Raw genomic sequence first — 25953 nt, 5'->3', positions numbered from 1 at the left:
AAGAAAGTGGCGTTAACAGCGTGCATCAGAAAGCTGTTAACGATATTAAACGCGATGCTGCGAGATAATAGGCAATGGGTGACAAATTAATCATCACCCATTGACTTTAAACACAGCTGCTCTCCCTGAGGGAGAGGGGGGAATGCCAGCGAGTTGTCCCTTTTTGAACCGAGGGGAGCATGGCGCTAAGGTTGTTCATCCCGGATTGTTTGCCAGGTGGGGAAGGAGGCACTGCTCAGTTCCCTCCTCCTTGGGGAGAGGGGAATGCCAGCGAGTTGTCCCTTTTTGAACTGAGGGGAGCATAGCGCTAAGGCTGCTCATCCTGGATTGTTTGCCAGGTGGTGAGGGAGGCACCGCTCAGTTCCCTCCCCCTTGGGGAGAGGGGGGAATGCCAGCGAGTTGTCCCTTTTTGAACCGAGGGAAGCATAGCGCTAAGGTTGTTCATCCTGGATTGTTTGTCAGGTAGTGAGGGAGACACCGCCCAGTCCCCTCTCCCTTGGGGAGAGGGTTAGGGTGAGGGGGCATTGCACAATGTTGCTCGCTTCTCACCCTCGCTTTTCACTGGATTCAGACTTCGTCGTCGTCTTCTGGCGCAATCAGCGGAGTGATTTTTACCTTCATAATACGGTGGCTGCTGATTTCCAGCGGTTCAAACAAATAGTCACCGATCTGCAGTAGTTCACCTTCCTGCGGAATGCGCTGGCAATGTTCCATCAATAAACCGGCCAGCGTGTGGTATTCCCGCTTCTCTTCCAGCGGCAGTGGCACATACAGCACCAGATCTTCCAGCGGCATGTGGCCATTAGCGAACCAGCAGCCATCGGCAGTTTGCTGAATATCGTGGCGTGCGTCGAACTCTTCATCGGCTTCAGGCAAGTTGCCCGCGATGGTTTCCATGACGTCGGTTAAGGTCACAACGCCTTCGATCGAACCAAACTCATCAACGACAAAAGCAAAGTGCGTTTTTGCCTGGCGGAACTGCTCCAGCGCGGAAAGCAACGTCAACTGCTCAGGGAAGATCAACGGTTGGCGTACCAAGGCCCGTAGGTCCAACTGAGGCTGTTGCAACTGTTGCTTCAGAACGTCGATCGTGTGGATCACCCCCAGGGGTTCATCACTGGAGTTATCTTCCGTGACGACAATGCGCGTATGCTGATTTTTCTCTAGCAATTGCGCCAGCTTTTCTTGTGGATCGTTAAGGGCGAGATATTCCACATCATGGCGTGAGGTCATAATACTGCTGACCGTCCGCTGCGCCATACCCAGCACACGCTCGATCATATGGCGCTCCTGCCGGTTAAAAATCTCCCCTTTTACGCTGGTGCTGTCGGCCAGCAGGTTGGCAGAATGGCTGTCGATCTCGGCTTCTTCATGTTTGCCGCTGAGCATGCGCAGCACGGCTTCAGCGGTGCGTTCACGCAGTGGCCGCACCTTGGAAAGAAAGCGGCGCCGGTTGAATTGCGCAAGCTGATTCAAGGCTTCGATCATGACGGAGAAGCCAATTGCGGCGTAGAGATACCCTTTCGGAATGTGATAACCAAACCCTTCAGCCACCAGGCTGAAGCCGATCATCAGCAAGAAGCTGAGGCACAGAATAACGATGGTAGGGTGAGCATTAACAAAACGCGTCAGTGGCTTGCTGGCGAGCAACATCAGGCCAATTGCGACACAGACCGCAATCATCATTACCGCAAGGTGATCGACCATTCCCACCGCCGTGATGACGGAGTCGAGTGAAAATACCGCATCAAGCACGACAATTTGCGCAACAACCGGCCAGAAACGCGCCCCCTTGCGCTGGCCATGCTGCTCTTCATCTTTGCCTTCCAGCCGTTCGTTCAACTCCATTGTGGCTTTAAACAGCAGGAAGATCCCCCCGACCAGCATGATCAGGTCCCGCCCGCTGAAGGCATGCCCAGCGGCGGTAAACAGGGGCTTGGTAAGCGTTGCCAACCATGAGATTGAGGCGAGCAGAGCCAAACGCATCAGCAGGGCCAGCAAAAGGCCGACAATGCGTGCCTTATCTCTCTGCTTTTTAGGTAACTTTTCCGCCAGGATGGCGATAAATATCAGGTTGTCTATCCCCAGTACAATTTCCAACACAACCAGGGTGGCCAAGCCGGCCCAAATTGTTGGATCTGCGATCCATTCCATACGCCCAATTTCACCTTTTTTGTTTGGCGGCTTATCCCGCAATCAGAATGATGGAGGTTGAGAGAGGGGAATTCAACATTAAATCAGCAGATTGAGGTGGAGATGCTATAAAAGGCCAGTAATAACATATAACAATGTTTTCTGAGCAATTTATAGGGTATAGAAAAAAGTAAGCCTACCTTAGGTGTGAAGGGAGTTGAGCTAGGAATTTTCAAATAAAATCAAACGATTATTTTGTTTGCAAAATTAAGTGAGATGTGCATTAAAACTTTATTAGTAGTCTTATTCTGAAAAGGGTTGTAGTTGTTTATCTAAGGCTTGTTTCAACAGGCCATTAGTATAAGAATCTTAGCATTCCACAAATGGAAATAAGGGCCGTGACTTGCTCAGCATACTGCTGCCTTTTTCCTGAAGTTGTGATCTGTACATCATTAAATTCAGAACAGAAAATCAGGTTCACCACAAGATGTGGTGAACGTCACGTTTTTCTGCTTCCCCCCCTCTCTACAGTGCATTGGTAGCTGAAAGCCAAGGGCGGTAGCGTGCAAAAATTGAATATAGCGTGATGTTGTACTTTTGTAGCGGATCAAGTGCTTTGGCTTCCTGACTTTATTAATCCGTTGATATCATTAATTTTACAGGTTCGGTTGCACTTGCCTGTTATTTGTTGGTGAAAAAAGACTATGCAAAAAAGATTGAAGGCGGTGATTCCAGTGGCTGGGTTGGGGACGCGCATGTTGCCTGCTACTAAGGCGATCCCCAAAGAAATGTTGCCGGTGGTCGATAAACCCCTGATTCAGTACATCGTGAATGAATGTGTGGCGGCTGGCATTAAAGATATTGTTTTGGTTACGCATTCATCTAAAAACGCGATTGAAAACCACTTTGACACCTCTTTTGAACTGGAAGCCGTGCTTGAGGCACGAGTAAAGCGCCAGTTGCTTGCCGATGTGCAGGGGATTTGCCCGCCGGATGTCACGGTGATGCAGGTGCGCCAGGGGCAAGCCAAAGGCCTTGGCCATGCAGTATTGTGTGCTAAACCGATGGTAGGGGATGCCCCGTTCGTGGTGGTGCTGCCGGATGTGCTGTTGGATGATGCCACTGCCGATTTGCGTAAAGAAAACCTGGCCAGAATGATCCAGCGTTTTGAACAAACCGGCTTTAGCCAGATTATGGTTGAGCCTGTTCCTGAGCAGGATGTTTCCAAATACGGCGTTGTCGATTGCGGCGGTGTAGGGCTGGCTGGGGGCGAAAGCTCACCGATGACCGCAGTGGTAGAAAAACCTGCACGCGAAGATGCCCCTTCGAACCTGGCCGTGGTGGGGCGCTATGTACTCTCTGCCGATATCTGGCCCCTGCTGGAAAAGACTCCGCCGGGTGCGGGTGATGAAATCCAGTTGACCGATGCCATTGCCATGCTGATGGAACTGCAAACGGTTGAAGCCTTCCATATGAGTGGGAAATCGCACGATTGCGGCGACAAGTTGGGCTATATGAAGGCTTTTGTGCAATATGGCCTGCGCCACCCGGTGGAGGGTGAAGGTTTCACCCAATGGCTGAAACAGACGCTAAACAATCAGTGACGGCCGCAACTGCTGGCATGGCCACCAAAGTTCAAAGAGGATTATCATGGCGAAGATGTTGAAAGCTGTTATTCCCGTTGCTGGTTTAGGCATGCGTATGTTGCCAGCCACCAAGGCGATTCCCAAAGAGATGCTGCCGATTGTTGATAAGCCCGTTATCCAATACATCGTGAACGAGTGCGTTGCTGCGGGTATCAAAGAAATCATTCTGGTTACGCACTCTTCCAAAAATGCGATCGAAAACCATTTTGATACCTCTTACGAACTTGAAGCCATGCTGGAAGCGCGGGTGAAGCGCCAGTTGCTGGAAGAAGTGAAGTCTATCACCCCGCCAGGTGTAACCCTGATGCATATCCGCCAGGGGCAACCGAAAGGGCTAGGGCACGCGGTGCTGTGTGCTAAACCACTGGTGGGAGATGCCCCGTTTGTGGTGCTGCTGCCGGATGTGTTGCTGGATGATGCGAAAGCAGATCTGAAAAAAGACAACCTGGCACACATGATCGCACGCTTTAAAGAAACCGCTATGAGCCAGGTGTTGGTTCAGGCCGTAGATGAGAGTGTGCTGTATAACTACTCGGTAGTGGAATGTGAGGTTAACGCCTTGCAGCCCGGTGAAACCTCGCGCATGACCTCGATTATTGAAAAACCGAGCCGTGAAGTGCAACTGAAATCCAATTACTCAGCGGTTGGGCGCTATGTGCTTTCTGCTGATATCTGGCCGATCCTGGAACAGACCGAGCCAGGCGCCTGGGGGCGCATCCAGCTAACTGATGCCATTGCAGAACTGTTGAAGCAAAAACCGGTAGAGGCAATGAAATTGGTCGGCGAATCGTTTAACTGCGGTGAAAAGCTGGATTACCTGCGGGCGTTTGTGACTTATGGCTTGCGCCACCCGACACAGGGCAAGGCATTCCGCGAGTGGGCAGAGCAGTTGGCGTTGTAAGCTTTGTTAGGGAAAACACGTTGTTTACAGGTGCATGGGAATTATCGCAGCGCCTAATACTTCCTGCCGTATCTGCTGCCAAGGCAGCAGAAAAACATGCGGACTGGCAAAAATACGCTATTCGCCCCGGTTAGTTTGTTATCTATCTACCAACGTAAATATGGCCCTTGATAGGTGGTGATTATAGAAGGGTTTTTATTGCATGCTGAATTTATTTTTTCATTAAAATCAATTAATTGTGATTGTTTTGATGTGCGCCGCCCCATGTGTTATCACGCCGATAGTGGTCTTATTCTGAAAAGGCTTAGGTGGCCTATCTAAGGCTTGTTTCCATGAATCAATAGTACAAGAATTATGTGTTCATAATTTGATGCTAGTTAGAGTTTTATTTTTGGAACAGTGATTTTTGTATTCGTGATGCGATGACGGATTAGATATTTACATCATTTTGATTTTAATAAAAAAGTATGAGGCTGGCAGGCATTTACGCTTAAGGAGTTTGGGCTAGCAGTAGATTTGGGCCAAAAGCAGTAATGAGCCTGTGTTATCTGGATTAGGAGTTATAACTATTTGATTATGGTGAAAAAATGCAAGAGTCAATGGTGGTATTCGTTGGCGCCCTTCTGATGTTGCTGGGCGCAAGAAAAATCGCGTTTTATATTGGTTTAGTTGATAAGCCCAGCGCCCGTAAAAAGCATGATGGCCATATTCCGCTCGTTGGGGGCGTTTCGATTTATTTGGCGCTGTGGGTGCTTTATGTATTGCACCCGGATTGGATGCCGCAATTTAGCCTTTACATGATCTGTGCAACAGTTTTACTGGTTGTTGGCGTATTGGACGACCGGTTTGATCTACCTGTGTTGCCAAGGGTTGGGGTTCAGGCCTTGGTAGCAGGCGCTATGATGTGGTCTGGGTTGGTTTTGACAAGCCTAGGGTATGTTTCTGCTGATATCGAGCTGGTATTGGGAGTATTCGGTTATTCTGTAACGCTGTTTGCAGTATGGGGAGCCATCAATGCTTTCAATATGGTGGACGGTATTGATGGCCTATTGGGCGCGTTATCCTGTGTTACGTTTGGTGCCTTAGCCGCAATGTTCCAGCTAGGTGGCAATTATGAGCTTTCAAGATGGTGCCTGTGTTTGCTGGTGGCGTCTTTGCCATACATTATGCTGAACCTTGGCATTCCCTTTGGGAAACGATTCAAAGTATTTATGGGGGATGCAGGGAGCACGCTGATTGGCTTCACCGTTATCTGGTTGTTGGTGCTGGCTACCCAAGGTGATAAAGCTGTGATGCGGCCTGTATCTGCACTGTGGGTAATTGCGGTACCATTAATGGATATGGCTGCGATTATGGTGCGCAGGATCCGCAGAGGCGATAGCCCATTTAAACCAGACCGTGAGCATCTCCATCACATTCTGATGAGAGCAGGGTTAGGCCCGCGCCAGACGCTTTTGGCGATTATCGCATTTTCAACTTTGCTAGCCGCAGTCGGCATCATTGGTGATAATGCAGGCGTTCCTGAACTACTGATGTTGGTGGGATTTTTGGTTGTTTTTGCAGCTTATTTTTGGTCTATTATCCGGGTTTGGAAAATCTTGACCTGGATCCGGAAGCCAGGCCACAAGCAAGGGATGAGTGAGATCGGAAATTCGCCTTCAAGCAAGTGATTAGCGGCTTGTTTGGCTGGTGTTTTGCTCTTTATTGAGCTGCCTTCCGTTTACAGCGCTCGAACGTTAGATTGGATTGCTTTCCTTATAATAGTGAATAATTGGATGACAAAAGTTACGTTTAAGCTGCTATCAGTACTGATAGCAGCAAGTTTTATCAGTGGATGTACTGTGGTGCCAGGATCACATCTTTCGACATCAGGCAAGACTGTTGTAAAGCAATCTGATGCAGATTTTAATATCGACAAGCTGGTCAACATCTACCCTATGACGCCGCAGTTGATCGAGACCATGCGGCCAAAAGCGGTTGTGGCCCAGCCAAACAAAGGCCTGGAAACAGAGCTAAAAAATTACGAATACCGTGTTGGGGTTGGTGATGTTCTGATGGTAACGGTTTGGGATCACCCAGAGCTGACGACCCCGGCAGGGCAGTACCGCAGTGCAAGCGACACCGGCAACTGGGTTAACTCTGACGGCACCATTTTCTACCCTTACATCGGCAAACTTAAAGTTGCCGACAAGACGATAACCGAAATCCGCAGTGAGATCGCCAACCGTTTGGCGCAGTATATTGAAAGCCCACAGGTGGATGTGAGCATTGCGGCTTTCCGTTCACAAAAGACGTATGTGACCGGCGAAGTGGCTAAATCTGGCCAGCAACCAATAACCAACGTGCCGCTAACCGTGATGGATGCAATTAACGCGGCTGGTGGCCTGACAGAAAACGCGGATTGGCGCAACGTGGTGTTAACTCACGATGGCAAAGAGAAGCGAATCTCCCTCCAAGCCTTGCTGCAAAAAGGCGACCTGACCGAAAACCACCTGCTTTACCCAGGTGATATTCTTTACATCCCCCGCAATGATGACTTGAAAGTGTTTGTGATGGGCGAAGTTAAGAAACAAACCACGCTGAAGATGGACCGCAGCGGTATGACCCTGACAGAAGCGCTGGGGAATGCCGAGGGGATGGACCAGGCAATGGCCGATGCCACTGGGGTGTTTGTGATCCGTTCATTACGCGGTAGCGAAGGCAAAAAACTGGCGAATATCTATCAGCTGAATGCAGCAGATGCGAGTGCGCTAGTTATGGGAACCGAGTTCCAGCTTCAGCCCTACGATATTGTTTATGTTACCACGGCCCCAATAGTGCGTTGGAATCGCGTGGTCAACCAGTTAGTTCCTACAATTACTGGGGTGAATAATATGACTGAGTCTGTTCGTTGGATAAGGAATTGGCCGAACTAATATGTTTAATTCGATTCTTGTGGTGTGTGTGGGTAATATTTGCCGCTCCCCAACAGGGGAGCGGTTATTAAAAGCTCGTTTGCCCGGCAAACGGATTGATTCTGCTGGGCTAGGGGCATTGGTTGGCAAACCTGCTGATGCAACTGCCAGCGAAATTGCTAGCCAAAATGGTGTGTCTCTCGTGGGGCACCAGGGGCGGCAACTTACTGCCGAAATGTGCCGGGAATACGACCTGATTTTGGTTATGGAAAAGGGGCATATTGAAGCCGTGAGCCAGTTGGTGCCAGAAGCAAGAGGCAAGATTATGCTGTTTGGTCACTGGCTGGCAAGGTGCGAAATTAATGATCCCTATCGCCAAAGCCGAGAGGCTTTTGAATTTACCTATCGCCTTCTTGATGAGTCTGCTCACAAATGGGCAGGCGCATTAAGCCGTTAGCAGCCAGGATTTATGATGTCTGAAAAAAATAGAGCTACACTCAGCAAGAATGATGAGATCGATTTAAAACGTTTGTTTGGCGAGATCTTGGATAACCGTTGGTTAATTATTGCGGTAACTTCGGTTTTTTTAACTTTGGGGGTTTTATACAGCCTGATGGCGACCCCAGTTTACCGTGCCGATGCATTGGTGCAGGTGGAACGTAGTACGGGTAATTCGATACTTAACAATATTAACCAGATGTTGCCTACGGGGCAGCCAGAATCAGCCCCAGAGATTGAATTACTGAAATCAAGAATGATTTTGAGCAAAACGGTAAACGATCTGAATTTGAGCACAGTGGTAGAGCCGGATTATTTTCCTTTGGTGGGAAAGTGGTGGGCGCGTTTGTTAAAAGAACCAATCGGAAAAATAGCAATCTCGCGTCTTTCAGTGCCGGCTGATTGGGAAACGGATGCCAAATTCGGACTTGAGGTGAAAGATGCTACGCACTTCAGTATTAATAGAGATGGTGAGGTGTTCGCTAATGGCCAAGTGGGAACGCTATTAAAAAAGGATGATTTTGCAATATTGGTGAGTGGAATAGATGCTGAACCGGGTACGAGTTTTACCATTAGCAAAAAATCTGAATTGAAGTCTGTAAACTTGCTTCTGGATGCATTTAATGTGCAAGACAAAGGTAAGAATAGTGGTGTATTGGGGTTGAGTTATACCGGGAGTGATCCAGAGCTGAACCAGCGTATATTAAATAGCATTATTAATAATTATCTGGCGCAAAACGTTGAAAGAAAATCGGAGGAAGATGCTCGCAGCCTAGCGTTTTTAAAAGAAGAATTGCCTAAGGTGCGGGCAACGTTGGATACTTCTGAAAATCAACTGAATAAATACAGGCAACAGAATGAATCGGTAGATCTTTCCTTAGAGGCAAAATCAGTTTTGGATTCTATTGTTTCTGTAGACACTCAACTTAATGAGTTGACATTTAAAGAAGCAGAGATATCTAAGCTGTATACTCGAGAACACCCTTCTTATCGTGCATTGCTAGAGAAAAAGAAAGTTTTAGAAGAAGAGCGCGACAAGCTGAACAAAAGGGTGAGTAGTATGCCTAAAACTCAGCAAGAGATTTTGCGGTTAAGCCGAGATGTACAGTCTGGCCAAGAGATCTATATGCAATTGCTGGCCAAAGAGCAGGAATTGAGTATATCTAAAGCTAGTACGGTAGGAAATGTACGGATTATTGATCATGCGGTAACGCAAGATATTCCAGTGCAACCCCAGAAGATGGTAATAATTTGCTTAAGTTTGATATTAGGTGTGATGCTATCTGTAGGCTATGTTCTAATTCGTTCATTCCTTTATAATGGCATAGAGAGTCCCGAGCAGCTAGAGGAGTTAGGAATCAATGTTTATGCTAGTGTCCCTCTATCTGAATGGCAACGTAAACAGGATCTTATTTTTGCGAATAAAAAGAAAAATAGAAAAGTTAAAGGTAATGATACAAGTTTACTTTTAACATATGGTAATCCAACAGACCTAGCAGTGGAGGCCATCAGAAGTTTACGAACTAGTTTACACTTTGCAATGATGGAGTCTAAGAATAATATTTTAATGATCTCTGGTGCTAGCCCTGGGATTGGTAAAACGTTTATCAGTGCAAATTTAGCAGCAGTAATAGCACAGAGTGGCCTTACGGTTTTATTTATAGACTGTGACATGAGAAAAGGTTATGCGCATGAGTTATTAGGAGGCGAAGGGGGATATGGTTTATCTGATTTACTTTCTGGAAAATTGAGTGCTCAAGATGTTATTCAAAAAACTAAGTATGACAATTTTGATTTTATAGCACGTGGTAAGAATCCACCAAACCCTTCCGAGCTATTAATGCACAAGCGCTTTACCGAATTGCTAGAATATGTTGAAGGGGAATATGACATTGTACTGGTGGATACACCGCCTATTCTAGCAGTGACTGATGCGGCAATTATTGGTAAGCTAGCAGGTACTTCTTTGATGGTTGCTCGTTTTGAAACAAATAGTCCTAAAGAGGTGGATGTTAGCATTAAGCGTTTTGAACAAAATGGTGTTGATATTAAAGGTGTGATTCTTAATGCTGTTTTACGTAAGTCATCAAGTTATCTTGGTTATGGTTATTATCATTATGAGTATAAATCTGGAGCTTAACATACGAGTCTAAATAGATACATTTTATAAATAATCTGCTATAGAGAATGGGTTTAGCTTACAAATTTATGAAATAGTAGTTAGTTGCTGGTAAACCAAATGACAATCCGAATTAGAGGTAAATGTTTAGTCATTAATTGACAGCAACTAGCTAAGTACCATTATATCTTCATATAATAATCGGTGGTTCTATGTAAAGGTATAGTTTATCCTTGTGAAGGAAACTCTTTTATTTTTTGATAAATTTCAGCGCTCTTTTTACGAATATGTTGGTTTTTTAGCATAGATAAATATCATTGATAGAAGGTATCCTATTTTTCGTTATTTTAAAATATTATATATCATTCTGCTAATGAGATTAATTCCACTCTTTTATAAAAGACTAAAACATAGTAGTTTGTATAAAATGAAAAAATCATATAAAAAATGAGTGTCTTTATCTGTGAGCTATGATGGTTTTTCATAAAAGTTAAAGTGATTTTTAAATGTATCTCAAAAACTGAGAATATCTGCCTAGTTTTTTACTTCAACACTTGAATTCGAACTCAATCTTTAATGAAGGTATTTAGCTAGTGTGTCCATGTTGTTTTTATATTCAGGGTTGGAATATATAGCGCGATGCAAAATTTGAAAAACAAAACAAAAAATAGTTTGCTATGGAGCGCTATTGAGCGTTTTTTTACACAAACTTTCCAATTAAGCATAACTTTGATTCTTGCCAGAATATTAGGGCCTTCTGCATTTGGGTTGGTTGGTATGCTTGCTGTTTTCATAGCTATAGCGAATGTATTAATTGATAGTGGTTTTAGTTCTGCGTTAATTCGCAAAAAGGATCATTGTGATGATGACTTGGTCACAGCATTTTACTACAATATATTAATGTCTGGAGTTTGTTACTTAATAATATTCTTCATTGCACCATATGTGGCAGTTTTTTATCATCAGCCCGAGTTAGAGTATATTTTAAGACTTCTTGGTATTATTATTTTAATTAATTCTTTTATGTTTATTCCAAAACTAAAATTAACTTTGGCGATGGATTTCAAAACACAAGCTAAAATTTCTATCATTAGTGTATCTATAGGTGGTGTACTAGCAATAATTATGGCTGTGTTAGGTTACGGAGTGTGGTCTTTAGTTTGTCAGATGATACTTTCAGCAGTTTGTTCAGTAATATTGTTCAATCTGTTTTTTCCTTGGATTCCCAATGGAAAGATAACAAAAATTTCATTTAATTATTTATTTGGTTTCGGAAGTAAGTTATTAATATCAAGTCTGCTAGATGTAGTATATAACAATTTGTATCTAATCATTATAGGAAAGAAATTTAGTCCTGCCATTGTTGGACAATTTACACAAGCTAACCAGCTAGCTAGTGTGCCAGCTATGACATTAACGGGCATAATACAAAGAGTGACATATCCTATGTTTAGCCATATACAAGACAAGACTGATAAGTTGGAAGACTTATTTTTTTTAACGTTAAAAATGGCTGCGGTATTCATATTTCCTCTTGTAATTGGTATCGCGATTATTGCGAGACCCATGTTAACTTTGGTGCTGGGGGTTCAGTGGCAAGATGCAGCCAATTTGTTAAGCATCTTATGTATTGGTTACATGCTTTATCCAATTCATGCGATCAATTTAAACTTACTGCAAGTAAAAGGGCGTAGTGATTTATTTTTAAAATTGGAAGTTATAAAAAAAATAATCGGAATAACTATCTTGTTTATTACTATCCCATTTGGATTGCTAGCAATGTGCATTGGTTTTTGTATTACTTCGTATGCCTCATTATTTCTTAATACTTACTATACATCTAAGTTAACTAAAATCAGTCAATGGCAACAGTGTAAAAAATTACTACCGATTTGGTTAGCTTCAGTATCTTCTGCTCTTATTGGGTATGCTTTGGGTTTATATGTTTATAACATTGCATGGTTGCAAATCATGACTACATTATTTTTTTCATTGTTATTTTATATAATTTATCTGATTGTTTTTCAGAAGAAATTAACACAAAACTTGCTATCAATGTTACGTGGCTAAATTTATAAAATAGTATGATATCACTAATTAATGTATTGAGCGCAATGGATGTTTTTGTCATTGTTATTATAGATAGCATACGGTTTTTGCATGAAGAAGTTCTAACTGAGGATGGATATATTTAATTAATATGTTATGCATTATCCCATTGATTTAATAGGTTTACTTTAAATTAAAAATAAAATAGCGTCGAATCGTTTTGCTTTTTATTTTTTTAAAATTGTACGAAGATTCATGCTTTACAATTTAATTGGTTTAGCATTTTTTTTCAGCAAATAGTTTGCTTTGGTTAATATTTACTTATAGCGAGGAGGATTTTATTCAAGCGGTAATATAGGATTTTTAATAAGATCAATAATGATTTTTGTAATGGCTAAGAGATTAGCTCAAGCAGCAAGTACTATAACGGCAATAAATTCTACAGATTGATGTCGATTATTGCTGACTTAACTTAAATGAGTAGTATTGATAATGTTGGCTTAATGTTTAATCTCGAACTTGAATTTAACTATATTTAATTATTATTTGGAAATAATATGAACAAGAAAAATATTCCTGTTACACAACCATTTTTACCTGAACTTAATGAGTTTATTCCTTATTTGGAGGAAATATGGCAAAATCGCTGGCTAACAAATAATGGTCCTTTCCACCAGCGTTTGGAAGGTGAGCTTTGTGATTATTTGGGTGTTGAGTATGTATCTTTATTTAATAACGCTACTATTGCTCTAATTACTGCTTTACAGGCAATGCGAATTAGTGGAGAAGTAATAACCACTCCTTATTCATTCGTAGCCACTAGTCATTCTATCTTATGGAATGGATTAGAACCAGTTTTTGTGGATATAGATCCTCATACATTTAATATTGATGCTGAAAAGATAGAACAAGCTATTACACCACGAACTACAGCAATTTTGCCTGTTCATTGTTATTCAAATCCATGCGATGTCGAAACCATTCAGAAGATTGCAGATAATTATGGGCTAAAAGTGATCTATGACGCTGCTCATGCATTTAATGTGAAATATAAAGGCGAAAGTTTGTTAAAGTGGGGAGACCTATCTATTCTAAGTTTTCATGCTACTAAGGTATTTAATACGTTCGAAGGAGGGGCGATTATAAGTCCTGACTTAAAAACCAAACAACGAATTGATCATTTGAAAAATTTTGGTATTACTGACGAGTTAACTGTTGTTGCTCCTGGTATCAACGGTAAAATGAGCGAAATAAATGCTGCTTTTGGTTTAGTGCAACTTAAACATATTGATAAGGTTATGCGATTAAGAAAAGACATAGACCTTCGTTATCGGGCCTCTCTTGCGGACGTTAAAGGTATTACGCTATATCACCATAATATGAATGCTGATAGTAATTTTTCGTACTTCCCAATTTTAGTTGAGGATAGTTATCCTCTTAGTCGAGATGAGTTGTACGAAAAACTTAAAGCTCATCATATTTTGTCACGCCGTTATTTCTATCCTCTGATTAGTAATATGCCAATGTATCGCGGATTGCCAAGTTCACAAGCAAGTCGCTTGATTAATGCGAACGAAGTTTCTAGCAAAGTACTTTGCTTACCTATTTATCATGGGCTAGAAGTTGATGAGCAAAATTATATTATAAACTTAATTAAGGAAGTATGATAGTATGGCTTTTCTTACTGAGGAACAGTTGAGAAATATTGGTTTTTTTTCGATTGGAACCAATGTGTTAATTTCTGACAAGGCTTCAGTCTATGGAGCTAGTCGTATCAAAATTGGTAATAATGTACGCATAGATGACTTTTGCGTATTGTCTGCTGGTCAAGGGGGAATTGAAATTGGCAGTTATATACATATTGCTGTCTATAGTTCATTAATTGGGGCTGGTAAAATAATGGTTTCTGATTTTTGTAATATATCATCAAAAGTAGCAATTTATTCTAGCAATGATGATTATAGTGGTGAGTATATGACTAATCCCATGGTTCCAAGTGTATTTACTAATGTTACTGATGATGTAGTTTTATTAGGAAAACACGTCATTATTGGAAGTGGTTCATTAGTATTGCCGGGGACTACTTTAAATGAAGGGGTTGCAATAGGTGCTTTTTCTCTTGTAACAAGTGAATGTGAAGAATTTAGTATATACGCAGGTGTGCCAGCAAAGAAAATCAAGAATAGGAAGAGAAAACTACTAGAGCTTGAAAGTGAGTTGATGAAAAGATTCCATACAGAAATCAGTTCAAGGTGAAGTAATTTGTTTAAATTAACTGAGTCTCAGATTATGTCTGGTTGGCCAATTGAGGAACCTGTTGCTGTTAGTATATGCTGTATTACATATAAGCAAGGACAATATATAAAACAGGCGCTCGATAGCTTTTTGATGCAAAAAACTACATTTCCTTTTGAGATTATTATTGGTGAGGATAATGGAGGTGATGATACGTTAAACATACTAAATGAGTATAGAAATAAATACCCCAAATTAATTAAAGTAATTACCTCTGCGTATAATGTTGGTGCAAATGCGAATCTTCTAAGGGTTTTTGATGCTGCAAAGGGAAAATATATAGCAGTATGTGAGGGTGATGATTATTGGTGCAATGAAAATAAAATTCAAACTCAATTTGATATATTAGAGGCGAATCCTTTTATATCATTTTGCGTACATTCGGCAAAGTTGCTTAAAGATAATGTTTTTTTTAGTGGTTTTGAAATATTAAGCAAAGAAAAATTTTTCGACATAAATGATGTTATCAGTTGTAATAAACAGTACTCTCCTACAGCATCATATTTCTTTAAGAAATCAAATATAGGAGTTCTTCCTGATTGGTTTAGTGAAGCACCAATAGGTGATTTCTTTATTGAGGTATATATGTTATCACAAGGGAAGGGGTGTTTCTTGTCTGAAGAAATGGCTGTTTATAGGGTTGGGGCTGATAATTCATGGTCATCGAATATAAACAAAAATATTCACAAATATTTACAAACTCAAGAAAAGATCATTAGTTATACAAATAAAATGCTTATTGATTTCCCTGGCCAAGAAAAAGTCATTAATGAGAGAGTGATGAATATATATCTTTCTGTTATGAAGAGATGTATTCTTTGTGGAGTTGATGACGTAGTAGAAAACTATCGGGGAAAATATACTTCTTTAAATAGGAGTTTAACTATAAAAAATAAAACTCTGTTATTCTTATTTAATTTTCCAAGAGTGCTTAGATTTTTACATAAGTTTAGAAAGCCATTCATTAAAAATTTTTGGTAGATGGGGTAATATAATGAATCTTACAAAAGAAAAAAACATATGTTTTTTTTTGACAGACTTAAGTGACCCTGGCGGTGTTCAACGAGTAGTAGTTGAACTTGCAAATTTTATGTCGAGATATAATAATATAACAATTATTAGCGTTTATGCAAACATAAAGGATGGAGAGCCATCATATCCGTATGATATATCTGACAGGGTGAAGGTTGTTTATTTGGTTAAAAAAAGTGGGAGTGGAGGGAAAGTTATTAAACAAATTAATTGTTTGTTGAAAGTAATTTTCTTTTCGGTAACTATAAAAAAATATAAATTTGATTATATTATCTCTCAGGGAATGGATAGTGTTATATGGTCATCAATTGGTGCCGTTTTGTCTAGAGCTAAATATATTTGCTGTGATCACACAAGTTATTTTAGAAAGCCACTATGGGCACGTATAGGCCGTAGATTATCTTTACTATTATCACATCAAATAGTAGTTTTGACAGCATTAGATAAGAGTCAATGGAATTCAAAGAAGGTTACAACGATTTCGAATCCTATTCCGGTTGATGATAATGTATGCATAGAACCTTTAAGCTTCAGGCAGAAGAATATAATTGCAATTGGACGGTTAGTTGAAGTAAAGGGCTTTATAAGACTCCTTGATATTTGGAAAAGTGTTGTTGATAGTGGAAGTAATAATAATTACAGCCTTAGAATAATAGGTGAAGGACCTATGAGAGCTATGCTAGATAATTATATTATTAAAAATTCTATAAAAAATGTCACCATCTCTGATTTTACAAAAGATATTAATGAAGTGTACAAAAATGCGAGGTTATTACTTGTGACTTCATTTTTTGAAGGTTTTTCAATGGTATTGATTGAGGCTATGTACTACGGTGTACCAGCTATTGCCTTCGATGTACACAGCGGACCAAGAGAAATTATCTATAATAATGAAACTGGTTTTTTAGTTGAAGACGGTAATATAGGTAAGTTTGTCGACTTATTATCTGCAGTTTTAAATGATGAGAGTACTCTTGAGTATATGAGTTATAACGCAAGGTTGAGAGTTAATAAATATCGCATTGATGAGGTCTGTAATAAGTGGGGTGAAATAATGGAGGGGGTAAAATAAATACCTCTACTAAGTCTGATGGAGTTATCTATCTGCAGAAAATTTCTCTTGAATTTTAGATGTTATTAATTAAAAAGCGAATATTACACTAAGTGATTAAACTAGTAATCTAAAAGCAAAGTATGGCAAAATTATCAACAACGTAAAATAAACCTTGTAAACATTAGTTGCTGCATTTCAGGATGAACTGCTTATCGATACCGTTGCAGGCAAACTGGATCTACATCAATCACAATTTAATGCGTAGCATCTGTGTTATCAGCGATGACAACTGCTTAAATACATTCAGTTACGTAATATACTGAGCTGTTTTTACTGGGAAATTTGCGATGTACAAAGTCAAAACCAAAACCATTATAACGAAACTTGCGCACGAAGAGCTTTAGACTCGTCAGTTATCGTTAACTGGTATCTAGGTTGTGCCCTTTAACCTCCCTATACACCAGGAAGTTTTTTAGGTATTTTTTTCAAAAATGTGTTTTTGGATTAAGTATTGAGCGTTTTAGGGCGTCTTTTATCGCTTAAGAGTGTTTTTGGCACAGTTATAAAAATGCTGATTTGTATAAAAACAGTTACGGAACACAACCTAGTTTCCTAAAATCTGCTGAAGCAAGAATTTTGTGCTTATTGGGTATATCAGAAATTGTCAGGTGACATAACGTACTTGTGCATAGGTGAAGGTTATATTTGTATGACGATGTCTATAAACAATTGGTTGATACCCTCATAGATAGCGACATAACTGAGCTTGCGTTGAATTACAAATGGTATTATGGTACATCCTAACGCCAAGAATTTTTTGTTCAGTCTGACAGCTACTGCCTTTACAATTTTTTCAATTAATGAGTGTAAACTAATGTAGTTATGATAATTCTAGGGTGTGTTTCGTAACTGTTTTTATACAAATCAGCATTTTTATAACTATGCAAAAAAGTACTCTTAAGCAATAGTGATAGCTTTGACGTTTACCGCCATGGCATTTGCGTTAGTTGATAAAATTGAAGAGTTTAACCCCATAACATATGCTTATCTAGGGCTACTAATATGAAACTTCAAGAGTACTCAGGCAGAAACGATTTGCTCGACAATATAACAATCAATATTTGAGTAAATCTTGATCACCATTCCTTTGGGAGAGTTTTGCTTTGATTATGTTAATCGTCTAACGTATATTAATAATGAGTGTTATTAAATGATTGGTTTTGATAAGATTATTGTGGGTATTGTAAAAAAACATCTATCATTTGTTTATGTTTCTGCAAATGTTATTTGCGCTATTTTATTTTCTATCAATGGATATCTAGGCGGTGACTTTTCTGGAAGTGTCATATCAAACGCTAGCAATTTATTTATTTCATTATTAATTGTGATCTTCTTCATATTTCTATACCAATATGTTATCTTCTCATTAGCTGAGAGTATCAATGTTCCAAGTGTCTCTTACGAGCCACGAAGTATTCTAGATATCACTGTTTTATTATTGTCTTTTCTAGGTGCTTATGGGGCGATAGTCTATGATATTGGAGTTGTTGGTGTCGGTGCAGACAGTAACTCAAGTTTTATTGTGGTTAAATTAATATCCTATGTTGTTTCGATATTTCAACCAGTCTGGTTTTGTTTGATTTATATTTATTATAGGGTGTGTGTTGGCTTTAATAAATTATTCTTTGTGAACGTTATCGTATACACTATATTAATTTTGGCTACTGGGCAAACAGTTCAGTTTATTGCGCTGATATACGTTTATATGTATATTTATTTTAACAGAAAGCATATTTTTCCGTTGTCTCGACTAATATGGCTTTCTATTCTCGGGGTTCTGACGTATCCTTTTTTTAGATTTCTTAAGTATTCAATTATTGCTAGTTCCGCATATGATGTTGAAGTCGGAATTATGATGCAAAATGCTATCACAGAAAAAACACCGTACGATATATATATAGATATGTTGTTTGTCGGGCTAGAAAGGTTCCAAGTGGTCGCGAATACGGAATATCTACTTACAAATTTTAGCTCTATATCTAGCAATTATATTCCATCGTTATCTAGTTTTTTAAGTGGTTTTTGGCTTTTTGATAGTATATATAAAATGCTTGGTTATGGAATTACAGTTGTTCCCACCCCACAAGTTTATTTAGCTACCATGATAAATGGAGCTGACAACTGGGCTTCTCACATTGGCCTATATGGGTATATGGTTTTTTTTGGAAGTAATGCAATATTTGTATATGTTATTTCAATTATAATGATAATTTTTTCTGTTGTAATATCAAAATTTATAATAAAGTCTCCATTTTTTATACTGATATCTTGGATTTCTAGTTTTATTTTAATTGTGCATGGTTGGGTTATACAGTATATGTCTTTTCTTCAAGCGTTAATTATTTTTGCGTTTTTTATAATTTTTTGTAGATTCTTTATAAAAAAATAAACAAATCATTTTTTAAATGATGCATTATATCCTGAAGGTGTCGAATGAATATAAGTATAGTTATTACAACTAAAGATCGTCCACAATATTTGGAACGAGCTATTAACTCGGTTTTAAAAAACTCGATGCTACCTTCCGATATTATTATTGTTAATGATGGAGGAAAGAGTGTCGAGAAGGATTCTCTACCTAAATTTCATAATTATAAAATAATAAACAATAAGGTTTCTTTAGGAGGGAATAAAGCAAGAAATCAAGGTGTTTTAACTTCGACTGGTAGTTTGATTTATTTTTTAGATGATGATGATGCATATACTGAGGATACCATATCTAGCAAGTATTATGTCTTTAAGGAAAATGAAGATGTCGGCCTTGTATATACAGGAGTTCAGTTTGTTCTGAGTAATGATCTTACTAGAGTTAAAAGAGTAAAAAATGTGTCAAGTGACTCCGTATCTTTTAAGGATTTACTTGCAAATGGTAATGTTATCGGTCCCACATCGTGTGCTGCTGTGAGAAAAAGTACTTTTATAAGTGCTGGAATGTTTGATGAAAAATTAAGTGCTATGCAAGACTATGAACTATGGATTAGAATGGCAAAATGTAGTAATGTCATGCATGACTCAGGTATCAATCTTATTTATACGATTCATTTATCTGGTCTTCAAGTTAGCTCGAAATATAAAAAATATATTGAATCAGCTAACTATATTGCCAAGAAATTCAAAAAAGAATTGTTGGGTTTTGGAGTAAGAAATAAATTCTGGAGTGCTGTTTACTTTCGAGTTGCTTTATCAGCTTCACAGGTTAGTGCATTTTGTAAAATTAAATATGCACTTCTGTCTTTTTTATACCGGCCAAATTTTAAAGCCTTAACTATTTTCCTTCCTACCTCTATTTTAAAGAAGATTAAACCATTTGTATGATGATTTTTTAGTGCGTACAAATTTTATATTTTATAAGATAATGTGATTTTATTATGCTCAATAATGATTATAAAGTTGCTGTAATTATGTCTGTTTATCGATTAGATGAGTTGAAACATATAGAGCTTGCAATTAACAGTATTTTGCACCAAACACAGCCGTGCTCAATTTTTATTTATCAGGATGGACCAGTCTCTCCTGATGTCTCAGGTTTACTTCTATCTATAGCTCAGGATAACAAAAATGTCACATTGCTGTGTTCTGAAAAAAATAATGGGTTAGCTCATGCATTAAACGCTATGATTGATTGTGTGCTCTCTAAAGGATATGACTATATAGCAAGAATGGATAGTGACGATATCTCCCATTTAAATCGTATTGAACGCCAAGTAAACTATCTAGAAAAGAATCCAGACATAGATATATTAGGAACTTTCTGTAGGGAGTTTGGAGCGACTTATGCTCTTAAAGAAAAACACTTACCAACTACACATGATGAGTTAGTAAATTTTAGTGTTACTAGATGTCCGTTTATACACCCTACTGTTATGTTCAAAAGTACAGTGTTTTCCAAAGGTGTTAGATATCCAACAAATACCTGTTTGACAGAAGATATGGCTCTATGGTTCTTATTAGTTGAACAAGGGTTTAAGTTTTCAAATTTGGATGAAGTACTTCTAGATTTTAGGTTAAATGAAAATTCGATTAAAAGAAGAAAAGGGCTAAGTAAAGCGATTAGCGAGTTTAAAATTCGTGCTCGATATATGTTTATTTCAAAGAAGTTTTCATTAAAGAATTTATTATTTATCTCGTTGAAATTTTTTTTACATCTGTTACCGTTATCTTTGTTGAAGTTGATGTATAAGTATGCAAGATAATCTTTGAATGGAGTCTTTTTTGTAAGGTGTGTCGCATAGATAATTACAGTAATACTCTTGCTTAACTCTATTTTATAATTTTCCAGATGTATTGAGTGTGCCTTTGTGATTAAAGAAAAATTTAACCTAAAAGCTTTATAATGAAAGTTTGCCATATGATTTTATTGATGGCTTAGAATGTTAATTGGGATGTGTTTTTTTTAAATTACTTTAAAATAAAAATTTTAATAATCTGGTGGATATTATCTGAAACTGCTTTTGGTCAAGGCTAATAGTTCCTTTTTCCTGTTTTTTGTATGGTAAAATAACAAGTTATTTGTATGTATCACCGCTGTTCAAAAAAGCTACTTATACAATGGGATATATTCAGTTATGTCAGTTTTACTTATATGTGTTAATAATTCATCGCTGTTGCTAACCTGCTACTCTTGAGTTCATAAACTTCTGTATCCTGTGATGTTATGGTTTAAAATAGTCCCATAATATAAAACAGAATAAGACTAGCGATCCAGAAGCATTTAAGGTTGCTGGATGATGTCGGGGAACTCTCAAGGTGGGATAGGATCTCGTGAGCGGGTTTGGTTTTTCTACTCTCATGTTTGCTGTATTGAATGAAAACATTTTATAGCAACGGCGTTATCTAACAATATGAAAGCCTGAAAGCCGTCGGTGCTTACCTATTACCAGCTTGCCGGTTAGAATATCGCGAAAACCCCATTTTGGGCGCCAGCGGCGCATGCAAGGAGTTCACATGGCAATTTTAGTCACCGGCGGTGCCGGTTATATTGGTTCCCATACCGTTTTAGCTCTGCTGGAGCGGGGGGAAGACGTAGTGGTGCTAGACAATCTCTCCAACGCGTCTGAAGAGTCACTGCAGCGTGTGGAACAGTTAGCGGGCAAAGCGGCGATCTTTTATCAGGGCGACGTGCAGGATGCCGAGTGCCTGAACCGCATTTTTGATGGCCACAACATTTCTGCGGTGATCCACTTTGCCGGGCTGAAAGCGGTAGGGGAGTCCACCCGCAAACCCTTGGAGTATTACCAGAATAATGTCACCGGCACTTTGGTGCTGCTAGGTGAAATGCGTCGCGCCGGTGTTCATCAGTTTATCTTCAGCTCCTCTGCTACCGTATATGGTGCTAACTCGCCGGTTCCCTATGTTGAAACCACACCGATTGGTGGCACGACTAGCCCATATGGCTCCTCTAAGTTAATGGTTGAGCAGATCCTACAAGATTTTGCCAAGGCAGAACCGCAGTTTTCTATTATTGCTCTGCGTTATTTTAACCCTGTTGGTGCTCATGAGTCGGGTTTAATTGGCGAAGATCCTAATGGCATCCCAAACAACCTGCTGCCATACATTGCTCAGGTGGCGATCGGCAAACTAGAGAAGTTAGGGATCTTCGGCGGTGATTATGCAACCAAAGATGGAACGGGTGTGCGCGACTATATCCACGTCATGGATCTGGCTGAAGGCCACTTGATGGCGATGGATCATCTGCGGAACATCGGTGGCTTTAAAGCCTATAATCTTGGTGCTGGCGTTGGTTATTCCGTGCTGGATATGGTGCATGCATTCGAGAAAGCCTCTGGCGTGACGATTCCTTATCAGATTTTGCCACGCCGAGCTGGGGATCTTCCGGCGTTTTGGGCCGATGCCAAACTGGCTAAGCAGGAGCTCGGTTGGGAAGTTAGGCGTGGTATTGATGCTATGATGCGCGACACATGGAACTGGCAGAAGAAAAACCCACAGGGCTACCGTTGATCTAACCCTAACCGTTTTATCTTAATCATAAATGTCTGCATTCCGATGGCAGACAGCAATAGTTTCTTGTACAATGCATCGTTTTTTAACGTTGGGATTATTCTTAACGCTCTGATTGTAAATGTTTTATTTAGCAATGGCTCTTTAATGAGCAGTGTCGCTAATGTGTGGTGTTTGTTGAGTTTTAAATCATAGACGCGGGTGTGGTCGAATTTTGGCCGCACCCTGTCGTTTATAGAGGGTTATATGAAAATTATCGTTACCGGTGGTGCAGGCTTTATTGGTTCAGCCGTTGCTCGGCACATTATCAACAACACCAAAGATCACATCCTGATACTGGATAGCCTGTCCTATGCAGGCAATCTCGAATCATTGCAATCTATCGCGGGTAATGAGCGTTACCAGTTTGCGCAGGTGGATATCTGCAACCGGCAGGCGCTGGATCGCATTTTCGCAGAGTTTACCCCCGACGCTGTCATGCATCTGGCGGCTGAAAGCCATGTTGATCGCTCCATTGATGGCCCTGCGGCGTTTATCGAAACCAATATTGTGGGCACCTACACCTTGCTTGAGGCAGCTCGCCAGTATTGGCAAGGCCTGGGCGAGGCCGCAAAAAAAGCATTCCGCTTCCACCATATCTCAACCGACGAAGTGTATGGTGATCTGCACGGCACTAACGATCTGTTCACTGAAACCACGCCTTATGCGCCAAGCAGCCCCTATTCAGCTTCAAAAGCATCGAGCGATCATCTGGTCAGAGCCTGGCTACGCACCTACGGCTTGCCGACAATCGTGACGAACTGCTCAAATAACTACGGCCCTTATCATTTCCCAGAAAAGCTGATACCGCTGACAATTCTCAATGCATTGGAAGGAAAAGCATTACCGGTCTATGGTAATGGGGCACAAGTGCGCGACTGGCTTTACGTTGAAGACCATGCGCGCGCTTTGTATCAGGTAGTTTGTGAAGGTGAAGTGGGCGAAACCTACAACATCGGTGGCCACAACGAACGGAAAAATATCGAAGTTGTGCAAGCAATTTGCCGTTTGCTAGATGAGCTGGTGCCGAATAAGCCAGCTAACTTGGCAAAATATGAAGAACTGATCGCTTTTGTTACCGATCGGCCCGGTCACGATCGGCGCTACGCGATCGATGCGTCAAAGATCGAGCGCGAACTGGGTTGGCAACCGCAAGAAACTTTTGAAAGTGGCATTAGAAAAACCGTTGAATGGTATCTGGCTAACAAAGCTTGGTGGAGCCGCGTAAAAGATGGTTCCTATGCTGGCGAACGCTTAGGGTTAACCCGTTAGTTAACAGCATAAAATTGAAAAGTATTGTTTTTTTAGTGGGTGGCTTATGTGCATGCCCTTATACCCACTAGAGGCAAGAGCCGCATTGCTCAGTAAGACCTTATATGTAAAGTACTCATCGCAAATGATTGTGGAGAAATAGAATGCAAGTCACAGATACCAAAATCGATGGCGTGAAGATCATTCAACCAAAGGTATTTGGGGATGCGCGTGGATTCTTTCTGGAAACGTTTGAGAAAAAACGTTACCAGGAAATGCTGGATATCGATCTGGATTTTGTGCAAGACAACCATTCGCGCTCTTCGCGCGGGGTTTTACGTGGGTTGCATTTCCAAAAGATAAACCCTCAGGGGAAACTGGTTCGTGTTGTCCGTGGTGAGGTCTTTGATGTGGTGGTAGATATTCGTCCCGATTCACCCACCTACGGTTTATGGGAAGGGTTAGAGCTGTCAGAAGAGAATAAAACCCAGTTCTGGATCCCACCGGGTTTGGCGCACGGCTTTGTGGTGTTATCAGATACGGCAGATTTTGAGTATAAATGCACCGACTATTACAACCCCGCGCATGAAGATTGCCTGCTGTGGAACGATCCTGAAGTGGGGATCGAGTGGCCAATTGCCAACCCGCTGCTCTCAGCAAAAGATAAACTCGGTAAGTTATTGAAGGAGTTAGGGCAATGAAAGTATTACTTACCGGAGCCAAAGGGCAGTTAGGCCGTTGTTTTTGTGATCGTCTGCCAACAGGCTGGAGTGTTCTGGCAACAGACTCCGACAGCCTGGATATTACTGATCTTGAAAAAGTGCAGTCAGTCGTTGCCGAATACCAGCCGGATGTTATCGTCAATGCCGCTGCTTATACCGCGGTAGATAAAGCCGAGTCTGAACAAGATGTTGCGATGTTGATTAATGAGATAGGGCCGAAAAACTTGGCGCTTGCGGCTAACGCCTGCGGTGCCCGGCTGGTGCATATCTCTACAGACTATGTTTTTGACGGCGAGGCAACCGCGCCTTATGTCGAAATGGCCGCGACCAATCCATTAGGCGTGTACGGTAAAACCAAACTGAATGGCGAACTGGCTGTCAGTGAGATCCAACCTGCGGCGTTGATAATCCGTACTGCCTGGGTGTTCAGCGAGTATGGTAATAACTTCGTCAAAACGATGCTGCGTCTGGCTCAAGGAAGAGAGAGTTTGGGGATTGTAGCCGATCAGCGCGGTTGCCCAACCTATGCTGGCGATATTGCTGCTGCGTTGCTGGTATTGCTGCAAAAAGAAGCGCCCGGTGGCATCTACCATTTCTGTGGTAACAGTGAAGTTACCTGGAGTGAATTCGCAGAAGTTATATTCGCTTCAGCATTGCAGCAGAAAGTATTAACTCAGGTTCCTGCCGTTAATGGCATCACCACTGAGCAGTATCCCACCCCTGCTAAAAGGCCAAAATATTCCGTTTTGAATTGTACAAAAATTCGGAATGAAGGTGTTGAGTTATCCCCCTGGAAAGAGCGCGTTAGCTTTGTTGTAACCCGCTGCCAGGTGTAACAACGGTGTTTTCCCGCAGGCTTATTTTTGAAATATCCCAATTGATAAGCCTGCGTTATCTCCTCTTGATCAATTTGATCGCATTCTCCCCCCGCACTTCCTGCCTCAATCTAAAAAATTGCAATACATCAAAACCCCACAGTAAGCTGTTTTCTCTAAAGTTTTAGCCAGCCAGTGGAATCTGCCTAGTCATTAGGCACTGGCTGAATGCCAGCGTGTAAAAAATAGCCAGTGATAACTTTTCTAGCCAAGTTTTTTATGGTCAGTGTCGGATATTTCGAATATTTGTGCTACCCTCCGGTGCTTCGTTTGTCATACTCTCGCTTAGCCTTTTTAAGGCCTTAGCTCAGAGTGGCTTGCACATAGTTCTCTTTTACAAACTGTTGTTACAGAATTGCACCTTCACTGGATGCAATTAAAGGGATAAGGTTGTCCCCTTTGGCGCTTTACTCATTGAGTTATCCGT

The 25953-nt window shown here is 40.7% G+C and carries 19 protein-coding genes; 18 read left to right on the top strand and 1 reads right to left on the bottom strand.

Annotation, left to right across the window (positions count from 1 at the left end):
* Positions 1 to 567 precede the first annotated feature (567 nt).
* Positions 568 to 2154 (bottom strand): TerC family protein, encoded by a 1587-nt coding sequence (locus BMI79_RS11965; protein WP_076942362.1) that lies wholly within the window; start codon positions 2152 to 2154, stop codon positions 568 to 570.
* Between the two features lie 683 nt (positions 2155 to 2837).
* On the opposite strand from BMI79_RS11965, the gene galU (BMI79_RS11960) reads away from it, so the two are divergent.
* The 18 genes from galU (BMI79_RS11960) to rfbD all read left to right on the top strand — a co-directional run bounded on the left by galU (BMI79_RS11960) (position 2838) and on the right by rfbD (position 25487).
* Positions 2838 to 3737, top strand: a complete 900-nt coding sequence (gene galU / locus BMI79_RS11960; protein ID WP_076942361.1) for a UTP--glucose-1-phosphate uridylyltransferase GalU — start codon at positions 2838 to 2840, stop codon at positions 3735 to 3737.
* Positions 3738 to 3783: 46 nt separating this feature from the next.
* Positions 3784 to 4680, top strand: coding sequence for a UTP--glucose-1-phosphate uridylyltransferase GalU (gene galU, locus BMI79_RS11955; protein ID WP_076942360.1), 897 nt, complete (start codon positions 3784 to 3786; stop codon positions 4678 to 4680).
* A 587-nt stretch (positions 4681 to 5267) separates the two neighbouring features.
* Complete coding sequence (wecA, locus tag BMI79_RS11950; RefSeq protein WP_076942359.1) at positions 5268 to 6350, top strand: UDP-N-acetylglucosamine--undecaprenyl-phosphate N-acetylglucosaminephosphotransferase; 1083 nt, start codon at positions 5268 to 5270, stop codon at positions 6348 to 6350.
* A 105-nt stretch (positions 6351 to 6455) separates the two neighbouring features.
* Positions 6456 to 7595 (top strand): polysaccharide export protein, encoded by a 1140-nt coding sequence (locus tag BMI79_RS11945; protein ID WP_076942358.1) that lies wholly within the window; start codon positions 6456 to 6458, stop codon positions 7593 to 7595.
* Between the two features lies 1 nt (position 7596).
* Complete coding sequence (locus BMI79_RS11940; protein ID WP_076942357.1) at positions 7597 to 8031, top strand: arsenate reductase/protein-tyrosine-phosphatase family protein; 435 nt, start codon at positions 7597 to 7599, stop codon at positions 8029 to 8031.
* 15 nt (positions 8032 to 8046) lie between these two features.
* Entirely contained in the window at positions 8047 to 10212 is a 2166-nt protein-coding gene (wzc, locus tag BMI79_RS11935; protein WP_076942356.1) for a tyrosine-protein kinase Wzc, read from the top strand.
* A 618-nt stretch (positions 10213 to 10830) separates the two neighbouring features.
* Positions 10831 to 12261: a lipopolysaccharide biosynthesis protein gene (locus BMI79_RS11930; RefSeq protein ID WP_076942355.1), complete on the top strand. Its 1431-nt coding sequence runs from the start codon at positions 10831 to 10833 to the stop codon at positions 12259 to 12261.
* 536 nt (positions 12262 to 12797) lie between these two features.
* Complete coding sequence (gene vioA, locus BMI79_RS11925; protein ID WP_076942354.1) at positions 12798 to 13907, top strand: dTDP-4-amino-4,6-dideoxy-D-glucose aminotransferase VioA; 1110 nt, start codon at positions 12798 to 12800, stop codon at positions 13905 to 13907.
* Positions 13908 to 13911: 4 nt separating this feature from the next.
* The gene (locus BMI79_RS11920; protein ID WP_076942353.1) at positions 13912 to 14496 is read left to right on the top strand and encodes an acyltransferase; all 585 of its coding nucleotides are present in this window, start codon (positions 13912 to 13914) and stop codon (positions 14494 to 14496) included.
* A 6-nt stretch (positions 14497 to 14502) separates the two neighbouring features.
* A complete protein-coding gene (locus BMI79_RS11915; RefSeq protein WP_076942352.1) occupies positions 14503 to 15516 on the top strand; it encodes a glycosyltransferase family 2 protein in 1014 nt (337 codons plus the stop codon).
* Between the two features lie 13 nt (positions 15517 to 15529).
* Entirely contained in the window at positions 15530 to 16639 is a 1110-nt protein-coding gene (locus BMI79_RS11910) for a glycosyltransferase (protein WP_076942351.1), read from the top strand.
* Positions 16640 to 17831: 1192 nt separating this feature from the next.
* Positions 17832 to 19070 carry an oligosaccharide repeat unit polymerase gene (gene wzy, locus BMI79_RS11905; protein WP_076942350.1) on the top strand — a complete coding sequence of 413 codons (1239 nt, stop codon included), beginning with the start codon at positions 17832 to 17834 and terminating at the stop codon, positions 19068 to 19070.
* Between the two features lie 44 nt (positions 19071 to 19114).
* On the top strand, positions 19115 to 19996 hold the full coding sequence (locus tag BMI79_RS11900; RefSeq protein ID WP_076942349.1) for a glycosyltransferase family 2 protein: 882 nt from the start codon (positions 19115 to 19117) through the stop codon (positions 19994 to 19996).
* A gap of 53 nt (positions 19997 to 20049) precedes the next feature.
* Positions 20050 to 20874, top strand: a complete 825-nt coding sequence (locus BMI79_RS11895) for a glycosyltransferase (protein ID WP_076942348.1) — start codon at positions 20050 to 20052, stop codon at positions 20872 to 20874.
* 751 nt (positions 20875 to 21625) lie between these two features.
* Entirely contained in the window at positions 21626 to 22639 is a 1014-nt protein-coding gene (galE, locus tag BMI79_RS11890; RefSeq protein ID WP_076942347.1) for a UDP-glucose 4-epimerase GalE, read from the top strand.
* Between the two features lie 246 nt (positions 22640 to 22885).
* Entirely contained in the window at positions 22886 to 23950 is a 1065-nt protein-coding gene (gene rfbB, locus BMI79_RS11885; protein ID WP_076942346.1) for a dTDP-glucose 4,6-dehydratase, read from the top strand.
* A 143-nt stretch (positions 23951 to 24093) separates the two neighbouring features.
* A complete protein-coding gene (rfbC, locus tag BMI79_RS11880) occupies positions 24094 to 24630 on the top strand; it encodes a dTDP-4-dehydrorhamnose 3,5-epimerase (RefSeq protein WP_076942345.1) in 537 nt (178 codons plus the stop codon).
* Positions 24627 to 25487 (top strand): dTDP-4-dehydrorhamnose reductase, encoded by an 861-nt coding sequence (rfbD, locus tag BMI79_RS11875; protein WP_076942344.1) that lies wholly within the window; start codon positions 24627 to 24629, stop codon positions 25485 to 25487. The genes rfbC and rfbD overlap by 4 nt, the downstream gene beginning before the upstream one ends.
* Positions 25488 to 25953: the final 466 nt, after the last annotated feature.

The sequence above is a fragment of the Serratia oryzae genome (genome assembly GCF_001976145.1).
GTDB lineage: Bacteria > Pseudomonadota > Gammaproteobacteria > Enterobacterales > Enterobacteriaceae > Chania > Chania oryzae.
Note: the sequence above shows the minus strand (reverse complement) of the source record. Positions and strands in the feature narration are given on the sequence as shown.